The 26447-nt window shown below is 39.3% G+C and carries 37 protein-coding genes and 2 riboswitches; of the genes, 17 read left to right on the forward strand and 20 right to left on the reverse strand.

Translation table 11 applies throughout. The annotated features are described in order from the left end of the window. Positions 1 to 140: 140 nt before the first annotated feature. Entirely contained in the window at positions 141 to 614 is a 474-nt protein-coding gene (locus J7Q84_RS18735) for an S-Ena type endospore appendage (RefSeq protein WP_481747541.1), read from the reverse strand. A gap of 148 nt (positions 615 to 762) precedes the next feature. On the opposite strand from J7Q84_RS18735, the gene J7Q84_RS09100 reads away from it, so the two are divergent. From J7Q84_RS09100 to J7Q84_RS09115, 4 genes are all read left to right on the forward strand, one after another. Then, positions 763 to 1104: an S-Ena type endospore appendage gene (locus J7Q84_RS09100; protein ID WP_209094205.1), complete on the forward strand. Its 342-nt coding sequence runs from the start codon at positions 763 to 765 to the stop codon at positions 1102 to 1104. A gap of 30 nt (positions 1105 to 1134) precedes the next feature. Continuing rightward, on the forward strand, positions 1135 to 1482 hold the full coding sequence (locus J7Q84_RS09105) for an S-Ena type endospore appendage (RefSeq protein WP_209094206.1): 348 nt from the start codon (positions 1135 to 1137) through the stop codon (positions 1480 to 1482). 120 nt (positions 1483 to 1602) lie between these two features. Continuing rightward, entirely contained in the window at positions 1603 to 1974 is a 372-nt protein-coding gene (locus tag J7Q84_RS09110; RefSeq protein ID WP_209094207.1) for an S-Ena type endospore appendage, read from the forward strand. 162 nt (positions 1975 to 2136) lie between these two features. After that, the gene (locus J7Q84_RS09115) at positions 2137 to 2442 is read left to right on the forward strand and encodes an ArsR/SmtB family transcription factor (RefSeq protein WP_209094208.1); all 306 of its coding nucleotides are present in this window, start codon (positions 2137 to 2139) and stop codon (positions 2440 to 2442) included. An 85-nt stretch (positions 2443 to 2527) separates the two neighbouring features. On the opposite strand, the gene J7Q84_RS09120 is transcribed toward J7Q84_RS09115, so the two are convergent. The 4 genes from J7Q84_RS09120 to J7Q84_RS09135 form a co-directional block, all read right to left on the reverse strand. Then, entirely contained in the window at positions 2528 to 2779 is a 252-nt protein-coding gene (locus J7Q84_RS09120; RefSeq protein WP_209094209.1) for a hypothetical protein, read from the reverse strand. Between the two features lie 39 nt (positions 2780 to 2818). Continuing rightward, complete coding sequence (locus tag J7Q84_RS09125; RefSeq protein ID WP_209094210.1) at positions 2819 to 3325, reverse strand: hypothetical protein; 507 nt, start codon at positions 3323 to 3325, stop codon at positions 2819 to 2821. A gap of 448 nt (positions 3326 to 3773) precedes the next feature. Then, positions 3774 to 3992, reverse strand: a complete 219-nt coding sequence (locus J7Q84_RS09130) for a hypothetical protein (RefSeq protein ID WP_247739161.1) — start codon at positions 3990 to 3992, stop codon at positions 3774 to 3776. Between the two features lie 67 nt (positions 3993 to 4059). Beyond that, positions 4060 to 4527 (reverse strand): RNA helicase, encoded by a 468-nt coding sequence (locus tag J7Q84_RS09135; protein WP_209094211.1) that lies wholly within the window; start codon positions 4525 to 4527, stop codon positions 4060 to 4062. Between the two features lie 80 nt (positions 4528 to 4607). Here J7Q84_RS09135 and J7Q84_RS09140 point away from each other — a divergent pair, with 80 nt between their 5' ends. The 3 genes from J7Q84_RS09140 to J7Q84_RS09150 all read left to right on the forward strand — a co-directional run bounded on the left by J7Q84_RS09140 (position 4608) and on the right by J7Q84_RS09150 (position 6337). Beyond that, positions 4608 to 4919, forward strand: coding sequence for an aminotransferase yhxA (locus tag J7Q84_RS09140; protein WP_209094212.1), 312 nt, complete (start codon positions 4608 to 4610; stop codon positions 4917 to 4919). Continuing rightward, positions 4919 to 6142: a glutathionylspermidine synthase family protein gene (locus J7Q84_RS09145; protein WP_209094213.1), complete on the forward strand. Its 1224-nt coding sequence runs from the start codon at positions 4919 to 4921 to the stop codon at positions 6140 to 6142. The genes J7Q84_RS09140 and J7Q84_RS09145 overlap by 1 nt, the downstream gene beginning before the upstream one ends. 81 nt (positions 6143 to 6223) lie before the next feature. Next, positions 6224 to 6337, forward strand: coding sequence for a DUF4023 family protein (locus tag J7Q84_RS09150; protein ID WP_209094214.1), 114 nt, complete (start codon positions 6224 to 6226; stop codon positions 6335 to 6337). A 121-nt stretch (positions 6338 to 6458) separates the two neighbouring features. On the opposite strand, the gene J7Q84_RS09155 is transcribed toward J7Q84_RS09150, so the two are convergent. Beyond that, positions 6459 to 7073, reverse strand: coding sequence for a nitroreductase family protein (locus J7Q84_RS09155; RefSeq protein WP_209094275.1), 615 nt, complete (start codon positions 7071 to 7073; stop codon positions 6459 to 6461). 193 nt (positions 7074 to 7266) lie between these two features. Here J7Q84_RS09155 and J7Q84_RS09160 point away from each other — a divergent pair, with 193 nt between their 5' ends. The 4 genes from J7Q84_RS09160 (at position 7267) to J7Q84_RS09175 (ending at position 10859) form a co-directional block, all read left to right on the forward strand. Continuing rightward, a complete protein-coding gene (locus J7Q84_RS09160; protein ID WP_209094215.1) occupies positions 7267 to 7575 on the forward strand; it encodes a winged helix-turn-helix transcriptional regulator in 309 nt (102 codons plus the stop codon). A 196-nt stretch (positions 7576 to 7771) separates the two neighbouring features. Then, a complete protein-coding gene (locus J7Q84_RS18695) occupies positions 7772 to 9073 on the forward strand; it encodes a sensor domain-containing diguanylate cyclase (RefSeq protein WP_209094216.1) in 1302 nt (433 codons plus the stop codon). A 550-nt stretch (positions 9074 to 9623) separates the two neighbouring features. Further along, positions 9624 to 10508, forward strand: coding sequence for an NAD(P)-dependent oxidoreductase (locus J7Q84_RS09170; RefSeq protein WP_209094217.1), 885 nt, complete (start codon positions 9624 to 9626; stop codon positions 10506 to 10508). 15 nt (positions 10509 to 10523) lie between these two features. Next, positions 10524 to 10859: a DUF3909 family protein gene (locus J7Q84_RS09175; RefSeq protein WP_481747542.1), complete on the forward strand. Its 336-nt coding sequence runs from the start codon at positions 10524 to 10526 to the stop codon at positions 10857 to 10859. A 140-nt stretch (positions 10860 to 10999) separates the two neighbouring features. Here J7Q84_RS09175 and J7Q84_RS09180 read toward each other — a convergent pair whose 3' ends face one another. The 7 genes from J7Q84_RS09180 to J7Q84_RS09210 all read right to left on the reverse strand — a co-directional run bounded on the left by J7Q84_RS09180 (position 11000) and on the right by J7Q84_RS09210 (position 16458). After that, positions 11000 to 11482, reverse strand: a complete 483-nt coding sequence (locus J7Q84_RS09180; protein ID WP_209094219.1) for a hypothetical protein — start codon at positions 11480 to 11482, stop codon at positions 11000 to 11002. A gap of 75 nt (positions 11483 to 11557) precedes the next feature. Next, entirely contained in the window at positions 11558 to 11806 is a 249-nt protein-coding gene (locus J7Q84_RS09185; protein WP_209094220.1) for a hypothetical protein, read from the reverse strand. Between the two features lie 205 nt (positions 11807 to 12011). Then, positions 12012 to 12524, reverse strand: a complete 513-nt coding sequence (locus tag J7Q84_RS09190; protein ID WP_209094221.1) for a cupin domain-containing protein — start codon at positions 12522 to 12524, stop codon at positions 12012 to 12014. Positions 12525 to 12540: 16 nt separating this feature from the next. Then, on the reverse strand, positions 12541 to 13164 hold the full coding sequence (locus tag J7Q84_RS09195; protein ID WP_209094222.1) for a methylthioribulose 1-phosphate dehydratase: 624 nt from the start codon (positions 13162 to 13164) through the stop codon (positions 12541 to 12543). Next, entirely contained in the window at positions 13161 to 13820 is a 660-nt protein-coding gene (locus tag J7Q84_RS09200) for a 2-hydroxy-3-keto-5-methylthiopentenyl-1-phosphate phosphatase (RefSeq protein ID WP_209094223.1), read from the reverse strand. The genes J7Q84_RS09195 and J7Q84_RS09200 overlap by 4 nt, the downstream gene beginning before the upstream one ends. Continuing rightward, positions 13817 to 15061: a 2,3-diketo-5-methylthiopentyl-1-phosphate enolase gene (mtnW, locus tag J7Q84_RS09205; protein WP_209094224.1), complete on the reverse strand. Its 1245-nt coding sequence runs from the start codon at positions 15059 to 15061 to the stop codon at positions 13817 to 13819. The genes J7Q84_RS09200 and mtnW overlap by 4 nt, the downstream gene beginning before the upstream one ends. Before the next feature lie 57 nt (positions 15062 to 15118). Continuing rightward, positions 15119 to 15224: riboswitch (SAM riboswitch) on the reverse strand. 52 nt (positions 15225 to 15276) lie between these two features. Continuing rightward, the gene (locus tag J7Q84_RS09210; protein WP_209094225.1) at positions 15277 to 16458 is read right to left on the reverse strand and encodes a pyridoxal phosphate-dependent aminotransferase; all 1182 of its coding nucleotides are present in this window, start codon (positions 16456 to 16458) and stop codon (positions 15277 to 15279) included. A gap of 34 nt (positions 16459 to 16492) precedes the next feature. Here J7Q84_RS09210 and J7Q84_RS09215 point away from each other — a divergent pair, with 34 nt between their 5' ends. From J7Q84_RS09215 to mtnA, 3 genes are all read left to right on the forward strand, one after another. After that, a complete protein-coding gene (locus J7Q84_RS09215) occupies positions 16493 to 17338 on the forward strand; it encodes a carbon-nitrogen family hydrolase (RefSeq protein ID WP_481747543.1) in 846 nt (281 codons plus the stop codon). An 89-nt stretch (positions 17339 to 17427) separates the two neighbouring features. Next, positions 17428 to 17566, forward strand: a riboswitch (SAM riboswitch). A gap of 82 nt (positions 17567 to 17648) precedes the next feature. Further along, positions 17649 to 18836 (forward strand): S-methyl-5-thioribose kinase, encoded by a 1188-nt coding sequence (gene mtnK / locus J7Q84_RS09220; protein WP_209094227.1) that lies wholly within the window; start codon positions 17649 to 17651, stop codon positions 18834 to 18836. After that, positions 18833 to 19879 (forward strand): S-methyl-5-thioribose-1-phosphate isomerase, encoded by a 1047-nt coding sequence (gene mtnA / locus J7Q84_RS09225; protein WP_209094228.1) that lies wholly within the window; start codon positions 18833 to 18835, stop codon positions 19877 to 19879. The genes mtnK and mtnA overlap by 4 nt, the downstream gene beginning before the upstream one ends. A 185-nt stretch (positions 19880 to 20064) precedes the next feature. Here mtnA and J7Q84_RS09230 read toward each other — a convergent pair whose 3' ends face one another. Next, entirely contained in the window at positions 20065 to 20220 is a 156-nt protein-coding gene (locus J7Q84_RS09230; protein WP_209094229.1) for a hypothetical protein, read from the reverse strand. A gap of 267 nt (positions 20221 to 20487) precedes the next feature. Here J7Q84_RS09230 and J7Q84_RS09235 point away from each other — a divergent pair, with 267 nt between their 5' ends. Continuing rightward, entirely contained in the window at positions 20488 to 20640 is a 153-nt protein-coding gene (locus J7Q84_RS09235) for a YvrJ family protein (protein ID WP_209094230.1), read from the forward strand. 9 nt (positions 20641 to 20649) lie between these two features. Here J7Q84_RS09235 and J7Q84_RS09240 read toward each other — a convergent pair whose 3' ends face one another. Beyond that, the gene (locus J7Q84_RS09240) at positions 20650 to 20946 is read right to left on the reverse strand and encodes a hypothetical protein (protein ID WP_209094231.1); all 297 of its coding nucleotides are present in this window, start codon (positions 20944 to 20946) and stop codon (positions 20650 to 20652) included. Positions 20947 to 21222: 276 nt separating this feature from the next. Here J7Q84_RS09240 and J7Q84_RS09245 point away from each other — a divergent pair, with 276 nt between their 5' ends. Both J7Q84_RS09245 and J7Q84_RS09250 read left to right on the forward strand, forming a co-directional pair. Then, entirely contained in the window at positions 21223 to 21690 is a 468-nt protein-coding gene (locus J7Q84_RS09245; RefSeq protein ID WP_209094232.1) for a DinB family protein, read from the forward strand. 90 nt (positions 21691 to 21780) lie between these two features. After that, entirely contained in the window at positions 21781 to 22545 is a 765-nt protein-coding gene (locus J7Q84_RS09250; protein ID WP_209094233.1) for a YwqG family protein, read from the forward strand. An 83-nt stretch (positions 22546 to 22628) separates the two neighbouring features. Here the strand turns inward: J7Q84_RS09250 and J7Q84_RS09255 are convergent, their stop codons facing one another. The 5 genes from J7Q84_RS09255 to J7Q84_RS09275 form a co-directional block, all read right to left on the reverse strand. Further along, positions 22629 to 22892 carry a hypothetical protein gene (locus J7Q84_RS09255; protein WP_209094234.1) on the reverse strand — a complete coding sequence of 88 codons (264 nt, stop codon included), beginning with the start codon at positions 22890 to 22892 and terminating at the stop codon, positions 22629 to 22631. Between the two features lie 99 nt (positions 22893 to 22991). Next, positions 22992 to 23507, reverse strand: coding sequence for a hypothetical protein (locus J7Q84_RS09260; protein WP_209094235.1), 516 nt, complete (start codon positions 23505 to 23507; stop codon positions 22992 to 22994). A gap of 159 nt (positions 23508 to 23666) precedes the next feature. Continuing rightward, on the reverse strand, positions 23667 to 24494 hold the full coding sequence (locus J7Q84_RS09265; protein ID WP_209094236.1) for a hypothetical protein: 828 nt from the start codon (positions 24492 to 24494) through the stop codon (positions 23667 to 23669). A gap of 31 nt (positions 24495 to 24525) precedes the next feature. Further along, positions 24526 to 24891, reverse strand: a complete 366-nt coding sequence (locus J7Q84_RS09270; RefSeq protein ID WP_209094237.1) for a hypothetical protein — start codon at positions 24889 to 24891, stop codon at positions 24526 to 24528. A gap of 696 nt (positions 24892 to 25587) precedes the next feature. Then, the gene (locus J7Q84_RS09275) at positions 25588 to 26139 is read right to left on the reverse strand and encodes a TetR/AcrR family transcriptional regulator (RefSeq protein ID WP_209094238.1); all 552 of its coding nucleotides are present in this window, start codon (positions 26137 to 26139) and stop codon (positions 25588 to 25590) included. Positions 26140 to 26447 lie beyond the last annotated feature (308 nt).

Genomic DNA, 26447 nt, shown 5'->3' on the forward strand with positions numbered 1-26447 from the left:
ATTTTTTATTGAAGCTCATATGATAAAGTACTCTAATATAAAAATGAAGCTTCTTGTTTCGAATTAAAATATACAGTTGCTCCTTATAATTATCCTCTCAACTTACTACAATTAACCCGTAGGCAGTAAGCCCGCCTGTATTACTGATTATCCCAGGTTTTTCTTTTTTCGAATGCAGGTGGAAAGCATATGTTTAAGCAGTATTTTCCTTCGCAAGCACTCGTTCCTTCACATGTAACAGTGATAGAATGTACATCTTCAATAGTAGCCGATAGTGTGTTCCCAGGAGGTACTATTAAAATAGTAGGAAGACCGATGTTTCTAGTAACAGTTACTTGCATAGGAGAAGGACTTCTAAAGCTGTTAAATACGGAGAGTGTCACGACTGCCCTGGCTTGAATTTCTTCTTTCCAAATCTCTAGTGATTCGTTGTGTAATAAAAGATTTCCGCATAATTCAGTACATATAATTTCCTTTGATAATGGTTTATGCGGTTTGTGACAGGGCTTAGGAAAAGGTTCCGGGCATGGTGAAGAAACCGGAAAAGCAAATGGAAAAGGCTTCGGAAAACGAGAGTTTTTGCAGTTGTTCTTACTCATCAAATATTCCCTCATATCTATTAAAATTTACTATAGTACAAAGTATGGCTTTTATGTTTAATTGTGACAAAATCGGACAAGTTTTTGTCACCAAGCATGTCGATACTGCATTTAATAGTATTGTAGAGCATGTACAAGCTTATAAGTAAAGGAGAAATGTGGAATGTGTGGATCAAATGCTTTTGGGGGAGATTGTTGTCCAGATGCGATGATTTTCCAAGAGCAACTTTGTGGAAATATTACAGATCCGATCGATCAGGCAGTGTGGGTAGCTCCTGCAACTAATGACTATATTCAAGGTACATTTGAAGTATTTAGTGCTGGACCGGGAACAATAGATTTCTCAGTCAATGGAGTGGTGTTTACTGCACCGCCAGGAACGAGCAAAGCTGTATCAGTAAATAATCCGAGTACCTTCATCGTTCAAACTAATGGACAACGAGGAGCGGTAGCGGGAACAACTGGGAAATGGTGTATTACGTTATATAAACGAGTATTTGGATAAAAAATTATAATATAAAAGGAGAATTGTGTAATGTGTGGGTCTAAAGGAAATTGTTGTCCTGATAGAGTTGTATTTCAAGAAAAAATTTGCGGGAATTTGACAGGATCTCTTGGATCAGCTGAAGTTCCCTTCATAGCATGGCAAGGGCCAGCCGTAAATGATTATTTTCAAGGTACATTTGAAATTTTTAATGCAGGACCTGGAATTATCAATGCAAATGTTTTAGATATTAATGGTGGTTCTTCTCCAATAAATGTACCGTCAGGAAATTCCGTTGCTGTATCAGTAAATAATCCTGCTGCTCTTAGAATAGTTAGTGTACCTGCTGGAACGCACGGTAAATTTTGTATCACTTTATACAAGGCAATTTTTGCTTAATACAATTATTGAGCATAGTTTTGAAGTAGCCAGAAGAAGGGGACTATGAATATTCTCCTTTTTAGTATATTTCATACAGATTGTTGATTTTATAATATCTTAGAAAGGAGGTGCAAGCTTATGTGGTATCCATGCTGTTCACCAGATTCAAACACTACAGTTGTTTGCGGCGGAACATGTAATGTTTGCGGGAATTTTGATTTTAGTAACCAAACTCCAAATTCACGTTTAGTTTGGAAGACGAGTGATGGTTCATTTGTACCGGCAACAGTAATAGTAAGCTTGAATCAGAGTGGATCGGATAATAACGCCGTAGTTCAATTTACAGTTACAACAATGAGCGGTTCAGAGGTATCTAATTCTATTCCAAGAGGAAATTCGTTTGCGGAAACGTTTCCTGCTATCAAAGACTTAACTATTGAAATAATTGCAGGGAACAATGCAGTGGGAGAGTTTTGCATCTGCGTCGGTTCACCTGTTTCCAACTCCTAATGAAAATAGGTGTAATAGATTCTGCATGTCATAAATTCTACTATGTCTAATTATCTTTCCATAAAGCAATGCAAAAAGGAAGCCCTTGACAACACCTCTATTTTCTACTACGATTCGTTTATAAGTTTAAACGAATTGAGTGTAAAATAAAGGAGAAATTCTATGGGACAAAAAGCAATTGAAACATTTCGTGCATGTATTCCGCTTTTTCAAGCGTTGAGCGATACGGCAAGGCAAGATATCATTTTACTGTTAGCACAGCATGATGCTTTAACCGTAAATGAGATTACTGAACATTCCTCTTTATCACGTCCGGCCATCTCCCATCATTTGAAGGTGCTTCGAGATAATCACCTTGTCACCATTGAACAAAAAGGAACGCAACGGTACTACTCGTTAGCGTTAGAGGCTTCGGTTGAGCTTTTAAAACAGCTCGTGCAAACGGTAGAAGAAACGTGCGACTTGTAATATGTAGAAAACGAACAAGGATTGCCTTGTTCGTTTTTTTATCCCATATTAAGGTGCGGCAATACGCGCTAATGGAAAGTATACTTTATAAAAGAGCAATTGCTCTAATATCTCTTGTTAAGATACGAACCACGACTCCACCGATTAAAAATAATGTAAAGTTACCTTGTGTTGTTTGAAATCGCGCACGAATGAAGCCTGAAGAGTCAAACCATACTGCGACCTCTTGACCTGGGGCTAGCCCTCTTACAATACCATGTACATGGCCATGGCCATGGTCGCGTGCACCTGCTACAAATTCATCATCACCGCAGCGATGACCACCGAAATTGAACATACTGTTCACCTCCCTGCTACAAAATATGTTACTTGTCTACTAGAGGATTGGACAAAATCCCTTATTTTTAAAAAGATCTGCGCTGCGAACGTCGAGCGGATCGGGAATCAGAACGGCGAGATCTGCGTTGAGAACGTCGAGCGGATCGGGAACTAGAGCGACGAGACTGGCGTCGAGCGGATCGGGAACCAGAGCGACGAGACTGGCGTTGAGAACGTCGAGCGGATCGGGAATCAGAACGGCGAGATCTGCGTTGAGAACGTCGAGCGGATCGGGAACTAGAGCGACGAGACTGGCGTTGAGAACGTCGAGCGGATCGGGAACCAGAGCGACGAGACTGGCGTTGAGAACGTCGAGTGGATCGGGAACTAGAGCGACGAGATCTGCGTTGAGAATGTCGAGTGGATCGGGAACTAGAGCGACGAGATCTGCGTTGAGAATGTCGAGCGGATCGGGAATCAGAACGGCGGGATCTGCGTTGAGAACGTCGCCTGGATCGGAAATCAGAACGGCGAGATCTGCGTTGAGAGCGGCAAGGGTCCTCATTTATTAATTGTCCATCGCTTATTTCTGGGGCAGCGAGATTAGAAGTATTATCAATAAAGCCCTTTTTCTTTCTTGTGGTTTGAGGGATAGCTAAATCGCGGATAAACATTTGCTCAAATTGCAATGTGTCTCGTTGGCCTTTAGTTAGTCCGGCCAGTTTATTTTTTTGGCCTGGAACATTTGAACCCTTAGAATTGGAGTGGTTGTGGTAAAAAGACATGGTTATCTCCCTCCTTTCTGCTACTAGTATATTCTGGTAGTTTGAAAAGGGACGGGCATTCGTAACGATGGATATAAAAAAGGCACCTTTTTTAGAGGTATGAATGCTAAAAAGATAGGAACGTATAATCTTCTTTTAAAAATAATGATAGTATTCTTATAAAAGAAGGATTGTTAGACATATGTTGATATAAAAAACGAGCACAGGTGAGTTCACCGTGCTCGTTTTTTATACTTTCTTCATTTTATAGGAAACGAGAAAGTATACTGGTAAAGCAAGTATACATGGAATCACAGAAGCCGAAATTTCTTTTAGCGATCCGTCTCGAAAATAGGTTTCTTTATGAAGTTGCAGCCAATCTATATCAAATACATCCCCAATCAAAAAGAGAAGCAAAGCAGTTACCAAGTAGCATAATAACGCCATGTAGTTTGGATTGAATTTCAAGCCGTATCCCCCATTATCATTCTATATATGCTTTGAAAATTGTAGCATAATTGTAGGGTAAAAGATATTAGTAAATCTCAGGGGTTACATACATTACATAACAGTTACGGTCCTCGTCTAATTCTGCGCTATCCCGTTTTCGTATGCCAATGCCTGGTATATCTATATAGTCTTTTAATAAGTAACGGATAATGTCCCAATGGCCGCGACCGTATTTGTTAATTTCAAGCGTGTATAATAATGGCATGTCGGATGGAGAGTTGTATTGGCGGAACTCTAGGTGCAGTCCTTCATTTGTATTTGTATACAATCGCTCCCCCTCTATACGTATAGAAGGACCAATTTCTTTAACAATCAGCATTTCCATATTTTGTTCCATTTCGTTGCTTATGAGTTCATACTGTAAACCATTTTTTACAAAGTATTCACAAAGCTGGCGCGCATATATCTCATTTGGATCGATAGTGCCTTCTTTATATGTATATAAGGGTTCGTACGAGTCATCTGTGCGAAGCGAAAAGTAAGTGAGTTCCATTGTTTCTGCTCCTTTTCTATATATTGCTTATATTTTATCATATAATAGTATGTAAGAAAGAGATGAGAGGGAGGGTGTTCATGAGAAAAACAAAAAAAGTACTTGCAGGAGTAGTGACTGCTTTTGCTGCAGGTATGGCAGGCTGTAATTCGCAACAATCGCTGCCGCCGGTGCCGGATGATCTGCAGTGTAATGACTATGAATTTGACAGTGACGAGGGAGTATGGGAGTGTGATGATAGAAATTCACCCCATTTCGGATATTATTATTTTGCGGGAAGAATGTTTTCTTCTGTAGCAGGATTGCGAGCAGACAGCAAATATAAAACATATAAAAATAGCCCAGAATTCAAGAGCGGATTTGGAAAAGGTTCAAAGGTGAGCGGTTCATAATGGAACGGGATATATTTTATAGAGGGATTCCTGAGTTTTGGCCGGATTTATATGGAGAAGAGTATGCTTTATATGATGTGCTGCTGAGAGAAAATAAACAGCGAGAAAAAATTCGGGAAGCAACCAATAGGGTTGGACATATATTTTTTAAAGTTGCACAGCTTCTTCGCCAGCTCGATGATGAGACGCTGCTTGAAATGGGGTACTTACAAGAATCGTTATCATTTCTAAAGATGCCTTCTTTGCTTTCGGAATCTGTCATTGCCCGTGTTGATTTTGTAGAGTCTGCAGGGACATTTAAAGTGCTTGAGTTAAATGCGGATACTCCTACCTTTATTAAGGAGTTATTTTTTGTCAATAAAAAAGTATGTGATAGGTTTGGATCGATTGATATAAATGAAGGAGAAGAAGCGGTATTACAGGAAGCTATTCAGCAAGCTGTGAAACTTGCAAAGCAACAAGTACAAAAAGACGATGCATACATAGTGTTCACTGCACATGACCAGAACATAGAAGACAAATATACTGTGTTGTATTTACAGCAATTGTATGGTGCTGATTCTCGGTTTGTACCTCTTGAAAAGCTGCAGATTCTGGAAAATGAAGGATTATATGATGAGTGTGGTAGAAAAATTGATGTTTTATATCGGCAAACGTTTCCGATTGAATGCTTGTTGCTCGATTATGATGAAGAAGGAGTGCCAATCGGAGGTATGCTACTGGATTTAGTGTGTCAAAACAAACTTGCCATTATAAATCCGCCTTCCGCTTTTTTACTCCAAAACAAAGCAGTGCAGGCTGTTATTTGGGGATTGAGTGAGGAACAGCATCCGTATTTTACGGAAGAAGAACACGCTTGGATTACAGAATATTTTTTGCCTACATACTTAGAGCCTGATCCGTTTGAAGAGAAGAGCCTGCCCTATGTTAAAAAGCCGATTTTCGGACGAGAAGGCGATACGATTGAAATTTTTAATGAGGCCGGACAAAAACGGTTAGAAGGTGTGTATAAGTCATATGAAGATTACGGATTCGTCTATCAAGCCTATGTCGATTTACCGACTGTTAAAACGAAAGTTTCTGGTATGGAGAAGGAATTGCATGTAATGTACGGCAGTTTTTTGCTAAATGGAAAAGCAAGCAGCATTGGATGTCGTGTAGGAGGACAGATTACAAATAATTTGTCATATTATTTGCCCCTTGGTGTGAAAGTGAAGCGTTAGAAAGATTCGATAAAGTGTGTATGTTTCGAATGTTTTATGGTTAAAGTAACAGCGAGTTTCTTTAATTAAGGAGGATCATCTATGGAAAGCACACATGATTTTGTCGAAAAAGTGCATGAAAAACAGAAAAAAGCTGAGCAAAATAGGAAGGGTCAAGGTGATCCGGGTAAAAGGCTGCCTAATAAGCGTCACTAACGATATGTTATAGGGGTATAAGTAAGCATCCGTTGTAACGGGTGCTTTTTGCTTTTAACTTAGTTTTATCTCTATAAATAAAGCTAGCCCTGCATTGCAAGGCTAGCTAGTAATTCAACAATTACACCCATTCTACCATCTCTTTTATACTTAAGCGGGAAGTCGGATGTCCTTTTAAAGATGCTTCGCCGATAGTAATTAACATAACTGGAACATAACGGGAAGATACGTTAAATGTTTCCATTAATGCTTGTGAATTAAAACCGCCGATTGCACACGTATTCCAGCCTTGTGCTTGGGCTGCTAGTATAAATTGCATGGCAGCTAAAGAGGCATTTGTCATGGCTGCATCACGTGCATTTTGCGGATTTTGGTATGCGCTGGCTACATTTTGCGCTAAGCGTTCCTTCGCTTCTGCTGCCATATAGCCGCTTGCTACTGCAGGACCGAATACAGAGTCAACTTTCTTCTCAGCCTCTAAATCACCTAACACAGCAATGACCGCAGAAGCATCTACGATTTGCTGTTGATTATAGGCAATAGGAAGCAACTTTTGCTGCGCTTCATCCCCATGGAACACTAAAAATTTCCAATGCTGCAGATTCCAAGCAGAAGGGGCTTGCATTGCAGCTTCCAGCAGTTCTGCTAACTCTCCCGGTGAGATTTCTTTTTCTGGATTATAGGCACGAGTGGATGTACGCTCGTTCAGAATAGTAAAAAAGTCTTTTTCCATTATTATTCCTCCATGTATTGTCTAAAGATTGTGGTATATTGTATAATTTTTCAATAATAAGTATAGCGGTTGAATCACTATACTTACGAATGGTAAGTATACATGTGTATAAGAATAAAAAAAGATAATAAAAGTGTCAAGAGTTTTGCTTAGTTCTAATATTACGAAATTTTATTGTTTGAAAGAAGGTGTATTGATGGATTCGTTTCAAGTTTGTCCTAAATACGAAGCAGCGTTCGGTTTGCTTGGAAAGCGTTGGAATGGTTTAATTTTGCATGTGATGATGAATGGTCCAAAGAGATTTAATGAATTGACCGAAACGATTCCAAATATCAGCCAGAAAATGCTCGCAGAGCGGCTAAAGGAACTGGAAGAGTGCGGAATCGTGATACGATCTGTGTATCCTGAAACACCAGTCCGGATCGAATACGCGCTTACGCAAAAAGGAACCGAGCTACAACGCTCTCTTACTGAAATTCAACATTGGGCAGAAAAATGGATGTGATATTTCCTGCTTGCCCTTTCTTAGCTTACCCAAAAAAACATATAGCATGGGTGATGGAATCTTTTTGAAAACTTGGTGGTTACCAAGTTTTTTTATTTTTTTAAAACTTACGGGATATTGGCACAAACTGTCGACGTAGAAAAAACATACAATAAATGATGAAAAAGAAAGAATAAACACGAAATGAGTGACATCCGTGTTTAAAATTTTAGACTTTTTGTTAGAAAATACTATTTTTCAGGATTTATTGACAGATCTTGAAATCAATGTGCTTTATATTGAAGAGTCGGAAAAAACAGAAAAAAAAACAATTGAGACTCTTCGGCCAAAATGCTTATTCTTCGCTGAAGATATCCAAAAAGGCTGGGCTATCTTTCAAAATGTAAGACCGCAAATTGTTATTTTAAATAGTTCGGCTTCTTCCGCGCTTTCCTTTATCCAAAAGGCAGGAAACATGAAAACAGAGGTTATAGTGATAATTGATGCTGCATCGACTGATTCTGTTATTGATTTGATACAACATAATGTACAGCATTTTATCTTAAAACCCGTTTCAGGAGAGAAACTTCTTGAAATTGTTCATCGATGCTTGTATCAAATGTCCTTGGAAAAAGAATTGCAGCAGCAAAAAGAAATGATGCAAGCCATTCTAGAATTTCAAGACGATCTATTGTTTATTGTAGAGGATGATCGTATCGTGGACTGCAATATGACATTTCTGAATTTTTTCGGGTATGATGATTTAGGAAGTTATGAGGAAGAATATCTTTCATTTGCAGAATCGTTTATTAATGAGCGCGGCTATTATTATCCGGCCAATCAAATGCTATGGATTGATGAGTGTCTGCATAGTTATAAAAAAGTTAAAATGAAAAATACAGAGGACATAGAATATGTATTTATGATTCGTGTCTCGCAAATTCCGGATGATGTGAGTCGCTTTATTGTAAACTGCACTGATATTACGGAGTTAGAAAAAGAAAGCCAAGAACATGAGAGGCTTGCTACTAGAGATTCCTTGACGAACATTTATAATCGTTTTAAATTCCAGTCGTTTTTTACAGAAGAATGGGAGCGCATGAAGCATACAAAGCATCCGTTATCTCTCGTTCTTTTTGACATTGATGATTTTAAAAAAGTTAATGAAGTGTACGGGAATGACTATGGGGATCTTGCGTTGATTCAGCTTACTGAGCTTGTAAAAAAACGCCTTCGTACAGAAGATATCTTTGCAAGATGGGGAGGCGAAGAATTTATTTTGCTTCTGCCAAATATGAATGGAAGAGAAGCATTTAAAGCAGCGGAAGCTTTGCGTTTTTTGATTGAAACAAAACATTTTAGCGGCGTCAAAAAGATGACATGCAGTTTTGGAGTCGTTCAGTACGAAAAGGGTGTTAGCAGAGAAAGAATGATTGAACAAGCTAACAACGCTTTGTATCAGGCGAAGATAAATGGTAAAAATCAGGTGTGCCAGTATCGAAAGGATAAACTTCAATAGCAACATTATACGAGAAATAAAAAAACCCGTCATTGACGGGTTTTTGCATGAAGACGCCTGTTTGCCATAAGCTATTTTATATACGTACCTAATTTGAGGATAAAGGGAATGCTGTTGCAACTCTAACAGAAGTTCAATTATCTATTCCTTATCGAGAAGGTGGATGTGCAAGCCAAGTGATTCACCATCTAGCAGACAGCCATATGAACAGCTAGATCTGCACTTACAGAAGAAGAACCTGTAATTAAACCGTATGATGAGAAAAAATGGGCGGCATGCGCCGATTATGATTTATCTATTGATGTGTCCATTTGTTTATTAGAAGCATTGCATACACGGTGGACTGTATTGCTCCATTCTATGAAGAAGGAGGATTTTATAAAAACATTTTATCATCCTGAAACTAAACAATCGATGAGTTTGGAAAGGGCACTTGCTTTATACCTATGACAGGGCAATCATCAGGTTGCTCATATTCGTTTGGTGCAATCACAAGGGTGAAGTTTTAAGTTAAATAAGGTATACTGAAAGAAAAAAGAGGAGATTTACTATGAAGCATATGTCATCAGAGAGCACATCCATTGCGTTTATTGGAACAGGCGTAATGGGAAAAAGCATGGTTCGCCATTTAATTAAGGCGGGATATACTGTATACATATATAATCGAACAAAGGAAAAAGCGGAAGAGTTACTGCAAGAAGGGGCTCTGTGGAGGGAATCTCCAGCACAAGCAGTGCAAGAAGCCGATGTCATTATGACGATGGTTGGTTATCCTCGTGATGTAGAGGAAATTTATCTTGGGGAAGATGGTATGCTTGAGTATGCAAAAGAGGGTGCGATCTTTATCGACTTTACTACATCTACGCCAACATTGGCAAAGCGTCTTTATGAAGAAGCGAAGAAGCGTAATATGCATTCACTCGATGCTCCTGTATCTGGTGGCGACGTAGGAGCGAAGGAAGCTCGCCTTGCCATTATGGTTGGAGGAGAGGAAGAAGTGTTTCAAGCATGCTTGCCGCTTTTAGAAGTGCTGGGGAAAAATGTTGTATTGCAAGGTTCGGCGGGTAGTGGTCAGCATACGAAAATGTGTAATCAAATTGCTATTGCTTCTAACATGATGGGGGTATGTGAAGCAGTTGCTTATGCGAAGAAAGCAGGATTGGATCCGGAACGTGTGCTGCAAAGCATTGAGACGGGGGCAGCTGGAAGCTGGTCGTTAAGTAATTTAGCTCCGCGAATGATACAAGAGAATTTTGAGCCTGGTTTCTATATCAAACACTTTATTAAAGATATGGATATAGCATTAGAAGAAGCTGATGCAATGGGATTAGAAACTCCGGGGCTGTCACTTGCACGGCTATTGTATGATGAGCTTGCTGAAGCTGGGGAAGAAGATAGCGGAACGCAAGCGTTATATAAAAAATATATTAAATAAGAAAGGATGGATATAATGGAGAGTTTTAACCGGTTTGATGAAATTGTGGATATTGTTCAGAGAACGAAAACAATAGCTATTACTGATTCGCAAAAAGAGGCTCTGAAAAAGAAATATAAGTTTACGCCGCACTTTGAGTACGGTATGGATGAAGAAAGCCGTTACGTTATACGTACGACAAAAGAAATGCACGATCAAATGGAATACTATATGGCATTAGAGCATGAGCGCGAACTTATCGATTTGTTGATGGAAGCGGAGATTGACCGAGTTGTATACGTGTCTGTCAGCTATGGAACAGACGCTCTTCATCTAAAAGAACTATTTCAGTTTTTAGCAGAAAATCAATAAAAAAGGTCCTGTACAGGTATGTGCAGGACCTTTTTATGCTGGGTAGCATTGGGAGGAGCGAGAAGATATCGGCGGGAATGCTAGTGTACCGATGGACCCCTGCTATACTAAAAATGCCTCGCTGGTGAGCGAGGCATTTTTTATACGGGGTACACAACTTGGAATTCGTCATCTGAGCTGCAGTATGCTAAAACTGCACCTTGGAGTGCATTTTGGTGCTCAAGTTCTTCTATTATCGTCTCTGTCGCAATATTGACATTGAGAACAAAGCAATAAATGTTCATAAGACCTTCGCTCATATCTCCGCCGCCGCAAAAGCCATTGCCTGTCCATCCGAGGCATTCGTTCATGATTTCTTCTATATAATAACGGGAGTCTAGCGCTTCTTGCTCGTCACCTTCATACTGATACTGGATAACAAATTCTGTTAAGGAGTCTTCTTCAACGTATGTATAACCTTCCTGCAGTTTTTCTTCGGCAAGCTTTTGCATCGTTTCCTCTGCATTGTCAGCTTCTAGTTCTTCGGCTTTGCCGATATCTCCGATTTTGCCATAGTGGACAGTGAGTATACCTTCATCGTTCCATACTTCCCAATATTGTGTGTCCTTTACAAGTTTAATCATATATAAGCCTCCTAAACGAAAATAAAAAAGGATCATCCTACATTATATCAATAAACAAAGGAAATAAAAAAGCTCTCAGAGAGCCTCTTGAGAGCTTTTTTTCGGAAACGGAATAATGATGACATCGTGTTTTGGTTTTCTCACCATAAAATATGTAAATGCGATTGCAACAGGTACGGATAAATAAAAACCTAGGATGACAGCGCTTGCAACAGATGCTAAAAACCCAAACATACCGATTTCTAACTTTTCTTTTAAAGCTCCTGTTATTGCAGGAACTGCTCCACAAATGACTCCGATAATTAACGCGCTGATTAGATACATAAGCTCATCCCCTTTATTTTTTAGAAAATTCATTTTTTAATTTGTGTCTTTATTATAGCACAATGTTAACAAATTTGTCACAAATTATTCAAATTTTGTTCAAAATTTAGTCACGATTTGTTCAAAAAGTGGACAAAGGGAAATTCACTCAGAGAAAAAGCGGCTGAATACACAGCCGCTTTTTGGTAAAAATGTTCTTGTTCTATTAATAAACAGGCACCCAGCCTTCGCTCGTAACAAAAATACGAACGGCAACGACTTTTCGATCATCTTGCAATGTAAAATAGTGACGTGTATTTTCAGGAACGGAAATGAGGTCACCGGGTTCCAACTCGACGTCGAAGAAACGGCCGTCTTTTCCTTGGATGATGAAAATACCGTGACCGCTGACGATCAAGCGAACTTCATCATCAGTATGGTGATGTTCCCGCTGGAAATTTTCTAATAGCTGATCTAAGTTTGGTGTGGCGTCAGACAGAGAAATAACATCACTTGCTTTATATCCCCGGCGCTCGGAAATATTCGAAATCTCTTGGTGGAATATTGTTAATATTTCTTCTTTATTTTTATCTGTTAATGCATAGTTTTCTTTCAGGTGGGCAGGGAGCCTTGTAATATCCCATTTTTCATAGATTACTTCCTGCTTTTCTAAAAATGCAAGAACTTCTTGCTCCTCTTCGATGCGGGTGTTGATTTCATGAATACGTATTTGTGCCATGATAGCAGCCTCCTTATTATACTGGAATAGAATGTTTTTGATAGGTTAAAAGGTTTAAATAAAAATTGAATAAAAACTCATAGGCTTCCAATCTTCGTTTGGCATCAAAGCTGTCTGTTCCCCAAACAGTAATGCCGTGATTTTTAATTAAAACAGCACCACTGTCTCCTTGAACATATGGCAGAAAACTGTCTCCGAGCGTAGGAATATGAGCATGGTTAGGAATAATAGGGATACGAATTTCTGCTCCCTCCTCCCAAATGCCTAGTGCTTTTATGATTTCCTGATCTTTTAGGACTACTTCCTTATCAAAGAGATTTGTAATCACATTGTTATCGACTGTATGAATGTGCAGCACGCATCGGGCATTGGTATTGTTGTAAATGTGAACATGCAGCAGCGTTTCCGCAGATGGACGTAAATCAGTTTCTAGTACCGGCTTGCCTTCATGGTTTACAAGTAAAAAATCTTCTGGCGTTGTTTTTGTTTTATCCATTCCGCTTGCCGATATTAAGAAGGTAAGCGGTTCTTCGCTCACTTTAAGGGAAATATTGCCGCTTGTCGCAGGAAACCAATTCCGTGAAGCGAGTGCTTGCTTTACCTCGCTTAATTCTTGCCAGCATGTAAAGAGTTTTTTCATATGTTCACCCCCAGTATGCTTTCAAGCTCGATTTGAATATCAGAAAAAGTTGTAAATGGCGTGTATGTAATATCAAGCTCTTCACATTTAGCAGCAAGAAAATCTCTAGCAAATACTTTGTCTGCGAGTTTAGCCGCTTGCAGGTCGGTAATGGAATCTCCAATCACGATCTTGTAATCTTCAGACTTGGTCAACTTACGAATGATGGATGGTTTACATAGTCCGCATTCATTCTTGCAGATGTTATCACAGCTATGAATCCAATTCACTTGAATGGATGTGCCTGTAAAATCTGCTTCGTTGCAGTAAATGCTGCTGCGATCTATTAAGCTATCTAGCAAGGGATACACGAAAAAGTCCATGCCGCCGCTTACAACGTAAAATTCCACACGCTGCTTCTGTATAAATTTGATAAACTCTGAAAAGCCTGGGCGGATAAGTGCTTTTTGTTTTACTGATGTGATCATGTCTTCTTTAAGTGTTGACGGAAGGAGAGCGAACATTTCGGTTACTCCTTCACGAATAGAGATTTCTTGCTGCAGTACTTTGTTTTTTATACTTTCCGTTTCTGAAGGGCCAAATTGCTTCATAATTGCAACTATGTTATCGCTGTCTGTGATGGTACCGTCAAAGTCGCAAAAAATTTTGATCGTCATGCTGTCACCTCTTCAGTTGGATTGCCCCATAAATGAAGTGCTTCTTGTAAATATACATTATCACTTGCGCTTAATGATTGACCTTTTAGTGTTGTATCAATGGCAGCACGGAACGCTTTACCGCCGGCGATGGTTCCTTGAGAGTGGCCATGTACACCGCCGCCTGCATTAATGATGCAATCAAGACCGAAGTCGCGCACAAGGAGAGGTACGAGACCTGGATGTATCCCGGCAGATGGCACTGGGAAACTTTTCTTGAATGGTTCTATCTTTGAACGCAACTGCTCTGCGATACGCAAGGTGTCTGTTTTTTCCATTGCCACACTTCCATACGGAGACGGAAACAAAACAAAGTCTGCACCCGCCTGACGAAGCAGCTTTCCGAGCAGTAGGGATGGTGATACACCGTAAAACTCAGATGGAATCCAAGCGCCGCTTACTGCTGGATGCGCCATTATCGGTATATGAATATCTGGATCTTCAGCTAAGGATTGCAGTACATCTATCCCGTAGGAGAATACGTTAAACAATAACGCATCAGCACCGAGAGCGGCCGCTTTTTTCGCTTTTTCTTTTAGCTCGTATGTACGGCCTGTAAGGTTTATCGCATATAACGTACGAATACCATGCTCCTCGTAGACCTCACGCAGTACGCCTTGTCCGGTTGTTATACGTTCTTCAAACGGTGTAAGCGGATTATCAAATAAAATTTCATCGTCTTTTACGATATCCACGCCGCCGAGAGCTTGTTCTTTTAATTGTGTTTGCAAATAGTTCATATCGCGCCCGATTATTCCTTTAAAAATACTCATTAAAAGGGGACGGTTATGTACCTGAACTAGGTCGCGAATACCTTCAATGCCAAATTTCGGACCAGGGAAAGCTTCCTTGATATCGTTTGACAGTTCTAAATTCAAGAGTTTAATCTCGCCGTCAAGAGACAGCTTTCCGAATACAGTTGTTAAAATTGCTGGGATATCTGAACTAAAATTGACGCTTGGATACTGAATACGTACAAGACCGCGCGTGACTTTTTTACCGAGATAGGCATTTGTCCTTTCATTGTCTTCGAGCTCCTCAATTGAAAGAATGGAGCCTTTATGTTTTTTTAGCTGCTCCTGCTCTAAGCTAGGCAGATCAGTCCAAGAACCGACCGTTAAGCCAAGAGCGATACCTTCTGCTTTTTTGATTAAATTATGTGAACTGTCATGAATTAGATAGGTTGCTGTTACTCCGCTCATTTTTGACCTCCTTAATATAAAAAACCTCTCGACAAGGAGAGGTTTTTATACACGTTCTCCTCATCTGTCAGCATAATTGCTGCGAGAATTAGCACCGTGCTCCATGTGGAGTCGGTTGCCGGGCTTCGTAGGGCTCGTTCCCTCTGCCTGCTCTTGATAAGAAATGGATTATAAAATTTTTAATAATTGGATTTTTGCACGATTTGATTATGTTGTCAATATTTTTTGAAAATTTCTAATTGTTCGATTCGTCTTACTGCTTCAATTAGTCGATCCTCTGTATGTAAAAGACCTACGCGGATATAGCCTTCGCCAAATTCACCAAAGCCGATGCCGGGTGCAACCGCAACATGAGCTTTTTCCAGTAATAAATCGGCAAACTCTGAGGAAGTATATCCATCAGGAACCGGAAGCCATGCAAAGAAGGATCCTTTTGGCGCAGTTACTTGCCAGCCAATATCATGGCACGCGCTTATCAATGCATGCCGCCGTGACTCGTAGCAAGCGTTCAACTCGTCGACACATGTTTGTGAACTTAATAACGCTGTGCAGGCTGCTTCTTGCACAGCTCCAAACACACTCACATATACGTGGTCTTGCAGTAGATTGATAGCTTCTATGACACTTTCATTTCCAACTGCAAAAGCAATGCGCCAGCCCGCCATATTGTATGTTTTCGATAACGTATAAATTTCAATTCCGGTGTCTTTTGCACCTTCAGCCTCTAAGAAGCTAACAGGCTTTTTACCATCAAAGCCAATTGCGCCGTATGCGAAGTCGTGAACGACTAAGATGTCATGCTTATTGGCAAAAGATACAGTTTTTTCGAAAAAATCCTTTGTTGCCACTGCACCAGTAGGATTGTTAGGATAATTTAAAAACATAAGCTTTGCCAGGTTGGCAGTTTCTGCTGTAATGGAACTGTAGTCTGGTAAAAAGAAATTTTCAGCTAACAGAGGCATCATTTCCATATGTACTTTAGCAAGTGCAGCACCTGACCAATAGTCTGGATAGCCTGGGTCTGGAACTAAGATAGTATCACCAGGTTCCGTAAAACAAAGTGGCAATTCAACAAGACCTGCTTTGCCGCCGAATAAAATGGCTACTTGGGTTTCAGGATTTAATTTTACTCCGTATTCCCGCTCATAAAAAATTGCAACAGCTTCTTTTAAGCTTGGCTGTCCGCGAAATGGAGGATATTTATGATGAACCGGTTGTGCGGCAGCCTTTTGTAATGCTTGTACTATATGAAACGGGGTCGGCTGATCAGGATTGCCTTGCCCTAGATTAATAACATCGTGACCTTGTGCTATAACTTTATTCACCTTTTGGACAAGTGAGGCGAAGAACTGTGTGGGCAGCTCGTGCAAAAGTTGTGATGCTCGAAATTGTTTCATATGTTCACCTCTTCGAAAAATTCTTGCAATTATAGTGCAAAATCATATATCGTTATGGGTAGTTTGTAAAGTGAAAGTTTTAAAATGTGGGGGTGAAAGGATGAAAATAGCTTGTTTACAGCTAGATATTGCCTTTGGTGATATTGATAGAAATATAGAAAATGTGAAACGAGAAATTGAGAAAGCAATGAAGAATGAGCCGGATGTACTTGTACTGCCGGAATTATGGACAACGGGCTATGACTTAACTCGTTTAGATGCACTTGCAGATGAAGAAGGTAAAAAATCTAAGAAGCTGCTAGCAGGGCTTGCTAGAGATTATAAAGTGAATATCGCAGGTGGTTCGATTGCCAAACGTACGGAACTAGGTGTTACAAATACAATGTATGTCTATACAAGGCAAGGGGAACTTGCTGGAGAATATAGCAAAGTGCATTTATTCCAGCTGATGGAGGAGCATAAATTTTTAGTTGCGGGAGACGGAACGGGACATTTTGAGCTAGACGGTACTCCATGTGCAGGATTGATTTGCTATGATATTCGTTTTCCAGAATGGGTACGGACACATACAGTAAACGGTGCAAAAGTGGTGTTTGTAGCAGCAGAGTGGCCATTGGCTCGTTTAACTCATTGGCGTACATTGCTAATTTGCCGTGCAATCGAAAATCAATGCTATATTGTGGCATGTAATCGTGCTGGAAGAGACCCTAATAATATATTTGCAGGACATTCCCTCGTAATTGATCCATGGGGAGAAGTGGTGGCGGAAGCTGGTGAGAAGCAGGAAATTCTGCAGGCGAAGCTCGATTTTACAAAGATTGAAGAGGTGCGCCGCGGAATCCCGGTGTTTGAGGACCGCCGGCCGGAGTTATATAAATAAAATAACTGATAATCAAAAAGTTGTTGACAACATTTTGAACGAATTGGTATAGTGTTCATCAGAATCTTTTAATTTTTAAAAAAATAGTACTCTTATCAAGAGCAGGCAGAGGGACTTGGCCCGATGAAGCCCAGCAACCGACCGTAATACCATTGTGAAATGGGGCGCGATTTGCGCCTGTAAGGCACGGTGCTAATTCCACCAGAATTTTTTCTGGACAGATAAGAGGGGAGAAGAATGTCTTCAAACCTCTTTCGATGATGAAAGGGGTTTTTCTTATGGGAAACCCCAGATTAAGGGGGAGAAATTAATGACAACTTATAAGCCGTTAACAGAAGAAGCTGCGATTCAATTGGCAACGCAACTAGGATATTTTACAGAGGATGCAGCTGTTATTTGTGAAGAAATTGGAGATGGAAACCTGAATCTAGTATTTCATATAGAGGATGGAAAGAAAGGGATTATTATCAAGCAAGCGTTGCCGTATGCGAAGGTTGTGGGTGAAAGCTGGCCGCTGTCGTTAAAACGGGCGACTATTGAAAGTAATGCGCTTCGTACATTTGCAAAATACGTACCAGACTTTGTTCCAAAAGTATATTATCACAATGAAGAGCTTGCAGTTACTGTCATGGAGGATTTATCTCGCTTAATGATTGCTAGAAAAGGATTAATTGAAGGGGAAGAGTATCCGCTTTTATCTGAACATATTGGTACATATACAGCGAAAACATTATTTTATACATCAGATTTTGGATTGCAGGCATTTGAAAAACGTGAGTTAGATGGTCAGTTTGTGAATCCGGACTTATGTAAAATTACAGAAGATTTAGTTTTTACTGATCCGTTTGCTGACTATGAAACGAACGATTTTGAGCCGGAGTTGCAGCCTGTTATTCATTCTTTATGGAAGGATAAAAGCTTGAAACTACAAGCAGCCCGCTTAAAATATAAGTTTTTAACGAGAAAAGAAGCGCTGATACACGGCGATTTACATACGGGAAGCATTTTTGCTTCAGAAACGGAAACAAAGGTGATTGATCCAGAATTTGCGACATTCGGACCTATTGGCTTTGATTTAGGGCAGTTTTTTGCAAATTTATTACTCAATGCAGTTTCACGAACAGAGGAAAAGAGAGAGAGTATATTTTATCATATCGAGAATACATGGAAGGTATTTGAAGAAACGTTTACGCAGTTGTGGGAAGAAGAAGGGGTCGAAGTGTATACGAAAACGAAAGAGTGGCTGCCGTCAGTTTTACAACATATATTTGAGGATGCAGTTGGGTTTGCTGGATGTGAAATAGTGCGCCGAACCATTGGGCTAGCACATGTGGCAGACTTAGATAGCATTGAAAATAAAGAAGATAGGTTAAGAGCAAAGACGCATGCTTTACATCTTGGCAAAGCGTTACTTGTTCAGGAAAATACATCAGTTAATACAGGCTTGTTCCGCTATCTGTTTGAGAGAACACTGCAACGAAAGGAAGTACAAGTGTGAGCACAGTATTTAGTATTCCGCGTTCTGTAACATGGAACGATAATTCGATTATTTTATTAAATCAAACGAAGCTTCCAACCCAAGTGGAGTATAAGCATTTGCGTACACTGGAAGAAGTATGGAAAAGTATTGTAGATTTAGAAGTGCGCGGTGCGCCGGCTATCGGCATTACATCGGCCTTTGGCTTGGCTTTGGCGGCGAAACAATACGAGACGAACGATATGGAGTTATTTTTGAACTGGCTATGGAGAGATCGAAATTATTTAGCCAGTTCTCGTCCGACAGCGGTGAATTTATTTTGGGCATTAGATCGAGTGACGGCGAGTGCAGCCTCGTCGCTAACAGTGAAGGAAGCGAAATTATGTGTCGAGGAAGAAGCACTTCGCATTCAGCAAGAAGATGAGGAGGTATGCCGCATAATTGGAGAACATGCGCTTACTTTATTGGGTGAGGGGGACAGTGTGTTAACTATTTGTAATGCGGGAAGTATCGCAACAGCACGTTATGGTACAGCGTTAGCCCCGTTTTATATCGCAAAACAAAGAGGAATAGAGTTAAAGGTGTACGCAAGTGAAACGCGGCCAGTGCTGCAAGGAGCGAGGCTTACAGCTTGGGAGCTCCAACAAGCAGGGGTAGATGTAACCCTTATTACCGATAACATGGCAGCCCATACGATTAGAGAAAAAGGGATTCGTGCCATCATCGTAGGAGCAGATCGCATCGTGGCAAACGGTGATACAGCCAATAAAATAGGAACATTCGGCCTAGCAATTTTAGCAAAGTATTTTAACATTCCGTTTTATGTGGCTGCTCCATTATCGACGTTCGATTCAACGTTGGCAACAGGAGATGAAATCGTAATAGAAGAACGAAGAGAAGAAGAGGTAACACATATTCAAGGAACACGTGTGGCTCCTGAAGGAATCAGTGTGTATAACCCTGCATTCGATGTGACACCTAATGAACTGATTACAGCAATTATTACTGAAAAAGGAATTATCCGTGGAAATTATAAAGAAGAGATTCAAGCGTTAATAGGATGAGCAAAAGAGTTTTTAGAGGATAGCTGCAAATAATCCGAAACAGGAGGTAATTACGCTGTTTATAGTTGTCATGTGTAGAAAATAAAAAAGACGGAGTTTTTCGCTCCGTCTTTTTTATTAGGTAAATAAAGAAACAAGAAAGGCAGCAAGCAGAATAATGGTCCATTTTAAAATTGCAATTGTGATTAGCCCCGTTTAAACAGCGAAATTGCAAAATATCCTATCACAGCTGCTGTAAATAGAATGAAAACCCATTTGATGATAATGAACGCTGCTCCAATTACAAATTTTAAAAGAAATAAAAGTAATATACCAACTAAAATGATATATAAAATTCGCATTTTCAGTCGCTCCTTGTGATTGTTTCCGCAAAACTAGAAAATTAAACGAAGTAAAAAGATGATTAAAAGGCCGATTAGTATATAGTATAAGATTCTCATCGAAATCACTCCTTATATTTTTTATTAGTATGTACAGTTACTTATAATATATTTGATTTAAAATGGAAAGCTTTGTAATAGTACATTAAAAACCCATTATGAAAAGAACAAGTTATATATAAAGTGCAGGTTTTAGTGATAAAAGGAAAAAGAAGGGAGGGTTAGGCGATGAATGAGTGGATTCCGCTTGTCAGCGAAGTAGGGTTTCCCATTGTTGTTACGCTGTATTTGCTTCATAGAATTGAAGGTAAGCTTAACGACGTAATTACGGCCATCGAAAAGCTTGCACGGTATACTTCAGAGAGTCGAAACGCTTCGTAAAGGAGTCTATTATCCTAAAAAGGGAGCGGCAATCAATAGCAAAATAGAACAACAAATCAGTATAAGTGAAAGCGGTTTTTGGAGCTTTTTCTTCTTTTTGCCACTGTACCATCCGGAAAACTGCAGCTTATTTCGATAAAGGACAAATAAAAGCAATAAAGCAGCTGCTCCCACAATTAGGTTGTATGCACTAGAGTCTACGTGTAATCCTATAGCTTCATAGAAGAAAGTAATACAGTTGCTAAGTAATCTTCCTAAAATGATAAGTATAAGAACAATGCGGATGAGTTCCAGTGAGAAACCCACTTTGTTATATCCCCCTTTAAATATAGATTGCTTATTAGATAGTTTCGACGGGGTGTGCGTTGTATCCTTTGATCAAAGACATCTCCCATGTTCATTAATGGACATGGGAGATGTAACATGTAAGAAAAAGAAAGTTACAACTGGACTTAATTGCATTCGTCTTTTACATATTAAAGCAATCTAGATATTGTAGTATTTCGTCAAGTTTTTTTAGAAGCATTTTCAAGAGGATTCTGATACAGTAAAAGTGATATTACATAGAAGGGATGCGATTGAATGAACAGAATAACTGGGTTAAAACAATTTGATTTGACACGAGGAGCATTATTAAAGTTTATGGAAACATTGGACGCTGAGACAGCGGACAAGCAGCCGGAGGGTTTCAATAATACAATTCGTTGGCATATTGGTCACGTGTTGTCAGCAGCGGAATTGTTTATGTTCGGCAGAGAGTTCAAGCATTTGCCAAGCGAGTATCGAACTCTTTTCGGAAACGGTACAAAACCGTCTGAGTGGACAACTGAAGCACCTTCATTAGAAGTGCTCGTAGTACAGCTAAAGGAGCAAGTGGAGCGCATCAAAACAATTCCAGCAGAAGTATTTGAAAAAGCACTGCCAGAGCCGTTTTTAGGATTGGAAACAATCGGAGAACTCTATGGTATGATGTTGTATCACGAAGCTGATCACCTTGGTCAAATGAAAGCGATGAAACGCATCGTCGAAGCCGAAAAAGTGTTGAAGTAGAAAAAAGCCTGTACAGCATCGTCTGTATAGGCTTTTTTAGAACTCTTATTTTCTAATTAAAAGGTTATAATGAATTAGAGGTGATGATACATGCGTCAAAAATTAGAAGATGCGATTAAACGATACGGCTTGTCTCATATGCATGCTGATATTGTTAATATGGTATTTCCGACTATTATGGTAAAACCGGAACGTCAAGAAATGATTCCTGAAGGACAATCTAAAATGGGAGGTTTTCCTGATTTTCCAAAAGATTGGGAATATCCAACATATAAGGATATTCCTTTACAATTTATCGCGCAGCTTAACTTAACTGAACTAGCCGTATTTTCGCAAGCATCCGTACTGCCGCACAAAGGCATGCTGTATTTCTTTTATCTTGAAGATGCAGGGGATGATATAGTTTGGGGGGAGCCTCATCAAAAGGACGGCTGGCGCGTACTTTATTTTGACGGGGATGTATCGGAGCTGCAGACTGTACAAGGTGCCTCTCATGTGTATCCGCAATGTGCTCTTTCATTTTGGGAGGAAGAACGATTGCAAGAATTGTTTATTGAAGATGAAGCTGACTCGGATAAGTATTATGCTATGGTGGAGGAATTGTATCCAGAAACGTATGATTATCATCAGATATTGGGATATCCCCGCGCACTGCAAAATGAGGTATTTGAGGAAATTGCAGATATGACGGAAAAACGACAGGATGAATATGTCTTGCTGCTGCAAGTAGATTCTGATGAACAGAATTTGAACATGCTGTGGGGTGACAGCGGCATGCTGTACTATTGTATTACAAAAGAGGATCTAGCAAACGAAAGATTTGAGAATTCGTGGCTGTTAATGCAGTGCTTGTAGATTCTGCAATATCTGGCAATAAGTAACTGATTATAGGCTGAGGTTATAAAAAACAGCGCTGCTTTTAGCAGTGCTGTTTCTATTTACATCCAAATCTCTAAAATAGTTGGGTCGTCTTCCTGAGAACGAGGCATCTTATTGAATGCAGAAGGTATGCATTCTCTAATTTCTGCCAGAGTATCCTTTACGATAATGTAGTTAGTGATTTGCTGCAAGTCAAATAAACGTGCAACATATTTGCCTGGAAAATCAGCAGGGTTTTCGTATACGGCAATAATCGGTATTTTAATATCTCCAAAATAGAATCCTACAAAGCTATCAAGAGTGTGGTTCGATATATTCATCATAGCTGCCCCCTTCGTATTTGTTCTACCCTTCTATTCTAGAACAAATAGAACGAGATTCCTATACTAATCGACAAAAAAATCAAACTATTACGAAAAAAATTATTTGAGTTGTTGCTTCAATCCATGAGCTTCCTTATAGATAGCATGAAGTGAAGGGTAGTCCTTGGCTATTTTTTCTATGCTGTTTATTTCTTTTTTTGCTTGGTTGTATTTTTTGTTTTGTATCTGTATTTTTACATCTACGAGCGAGGCTTGCAGTTCTGTTTTCATCTTAGCCAGCACTTGAATTTGATTTTGCAGTTCTTTTGCATTTTGCTGTAAGTGAATCATAAGCGGATGGATGCTGCTGTCATTTTGTATCTCTGTAAGTAAAAGTACAGCGATTTCTAGATTGCCTTTCTCTACTTCTTGTTTGGCTTGTATGTAAGATTCGACCTGATGCTGTAAATGTAGGGTTTTTTTGTTGGGCTCTTTTTTATAGTATGTTTCTAAAGAATGGACAGCTGCTTCAGGCTTGCCTGTACGAACAAGTTCGACTGATTCGTCTAGACTGACAGATGGGCTGCTGCAAGAAGCTAGCAAAAAAACAGCCATTACTACTAAAATAGGTTTCAATAGATTCCCTCCAATCTGTTAATAGTATACACCAGAACAAAGGTTCTTTTCGATAGGGGGCGATATATTGAGAAGTACGTGACAGGAAGAAAATTTGAAATAGTGGGAATTTAAATTAATTAAGAAAAGAAAAATCCCAGCATGTCGATTCATGTGGGATTAAAAAAATGTACGCCGTGTTCCAGGAGAGTTGTGAGGGTTAGTATGTCGCTTTCTATTGTCCTTTTGCGGACGGTTTTTCAGCTCAGGGGCCATGTCTTTATTTTCATGATTGATGACAATTTTATCTGAAATGGCCTCTAGCTCTTTCGTAGACAGACGTTCCTTTTCGAACAGTGGTACTCCCTTACGTGTAAAGTTTTCTCCTTCCAATTTTGTAGGTAGGTTGGAAGAGCTTGCATGTATAGGAGCTGTGTTTTTTCGTGTATTTACTCTTTTTTCTGTGTCATCTTCATCTACAATCATGGTCACGCGGGGAAAAGCTGAGGATGAGGACCCTGTATGTGCATCTTGAATGGGGACATCATCACGTATCGGAAGTGTATTCGCCATTGGAAGAGATTGTTCGGCAGATACCCCTAAAACATTTTCAGTGGAAGCAGGTATTTGTTGATTTCCAGTCAAGTCTTTTAAGCCTTTGAGGATTTGGTCAAATTGGTTCTCATTTATGGTGTTATTAGCACGCAGTAACGAGGTGAGTGCATATGCAAGGGCAGAATTATCAACATTTACGTTAAGGTTTACATGCGAATTGCCGCTCCCTTTAATAGAAGCTTCATTTCTGACCGCTTCTTGAGGGGTACTGTTGTTTTGCTTATTATCTGAACTGGCAGCAGTCTGCTGGGTATTGTTACTTTGTGCATTTGCGGTGTTGGCAGCAGCTTGTTGGGTATTGTTGTTTCGTGTATTACGGGTGTCGGCAGCAGCAAGTTGCTGGGCGATTATATTGTTGGTTGTAAGTCGCGTGTTATTTCTTGCTGCTGCCAATGCCCTCCAATAAACTGGATGGGTAAACATATTAGTCATTCTCTCTTAAGGAGTTTGTTAATAATTGAGCCAATAACGGAATTAATGCACTATTTAATTCAGAGTTAACACTTGCACGGTTTGATGGGTTTAAAGCTGCTGTTGCTTGTTCTTGCAGTTGATCTGGTGTAAGGTCATTCGGACCTACGTTCATGTTAATATGGGAGTTTCCTGAATTTGTAATCGTCGCAATATTTTTATCAACTTCTCTATTATTTGCCATTTCATTATTCCTCTCATTATTATTTTGAGTATTTGCTGCAGCTTGATTATTTGCAGCGGATTCTTGACTTACGCTTTGCACACTGGTATTGTCAACCTGCTGCTGTTGTCTCCACAGCTTAAAAAAGGTATTCAAAAGTACCCCTCTCCTTTGTAATTTCCTCTTTAAAACTCTTTACACCATACCATATGCATAGATGGACAAATGAGTATGGACAAATATCCTAGGACAAACGTAGTTTTTTCACTAAAATGACAAATGTACCGTAGTGGAATTCGCCTGTAAGATTAAGAAGGAAATAGAAAAAGAGCCAGCAGATTGGCTCTTTTTATTATTTATAAACCATTTATTAGTCTCTGAGAGCAAGGATGGTCAAAATAGTAATCAAAATTAAATGCATTTGGTCGTTGTTTTTTTTTGGCATGGTCCTAGCACCCCCTGTCTATATCAATAATATATGGCAAATAGAAGGTGGACGAGACGACACTTGTCCTGATTATGGAAAAATTAATCTTTTATGTTATATTTAATCAATCATGTTTCTATGTTTGCTGTTTATACTGCAAAAGAGAAAATAGATATGAAAGAACGCTCCATTTTTAACTTGTCGGAAAAAACCGATGCTTAGGGCTGGTTTCAAGTTATATTAAATTCTTAAAAGGTATAAAAAAAAGGTAAATACAGGGGATGTTAGTTATCTTAACAGTTTTTCTATGGAAGAAGAAAGTATTGTCCTCACGGTGCTTCCTGAGATAGTGAAGCGAATACTGCAAAAGTGTTGATTTGTATTATCCGATATAAAAAAGAGAGAAGCAATAAGAAAGTAGCCTCTTACTGCTTCTCAATTCCTCTTATAAGAATTTTATGTAAATCTTCCAATGCTTCATTGAGTTTCATATCGCGTTCGGTTAAAAGTTTTGTACACAGCAGTTTAGTAATTGTACCGTCAATAATTGTTTCAATCATGACAGGGTTGACATCGTTGCGAAATACCCCTTCTTTTACTCCTGTCATATAGATATCTTTGAATAGAGTAATTTTAAATTGATTTAAACGTTCAATTTTTCCCCACTCATGCGGGAAATGAGCTCTCATCTCTTCAAGGACATTTTTGGGGAAACGGTAATTATAGTAATAATGAATGACAGCCTGGAGCTTTTCTTTATATGTTATTTTTTGGTTTAAGCAAGATAATGTCATCTCCATCTCATTTTCTATAATATAGCTAACAGCTTCGCTGATTAATTGATGTTTGTTTTTAAATAACACATAGATTGTTTTCTTACTAATATGTAGTTTTTCAGCAAGGTCCTGCATCGTAAATTTTTGAAAACCTCGCTCTACAATTAAGCTCCATGTTTCATCAATAATAATATTCCTCATGATGCTCCCCCTTGACTAAAGAAACGATTCCTGTTTGTATAATTTTCTTTCTATACTATCTTTTAGTTTAGAATAGAGTCAAGATATTTTTACATTTTTATACAGTTGTATTTTTATAGTAAAATAGGAAGAGATATGTGAAAAAGAGAAAGACATTGAAGTGCAGATGAGCAGAATCGAAGAGTAGATACAAAGGGACAGTGAGACACGCTTCTGATAAGAGGGAAATAAGTGATTCCGTTTTCGTTTTCTAAACTGGAGACCTACTACATATAATGGATGAGGGAAAGGAAATTCACGTGGGAGGT

The sequence above is a fragment of the Bacillus sp. 165 genome (assembly GCF_017742235.1).
Classification (GTDB): domain Bacteria; phylum Bacillota; class Bacilli; order Bacillales; family Bacillaceae_G; genus JAGHKQ01.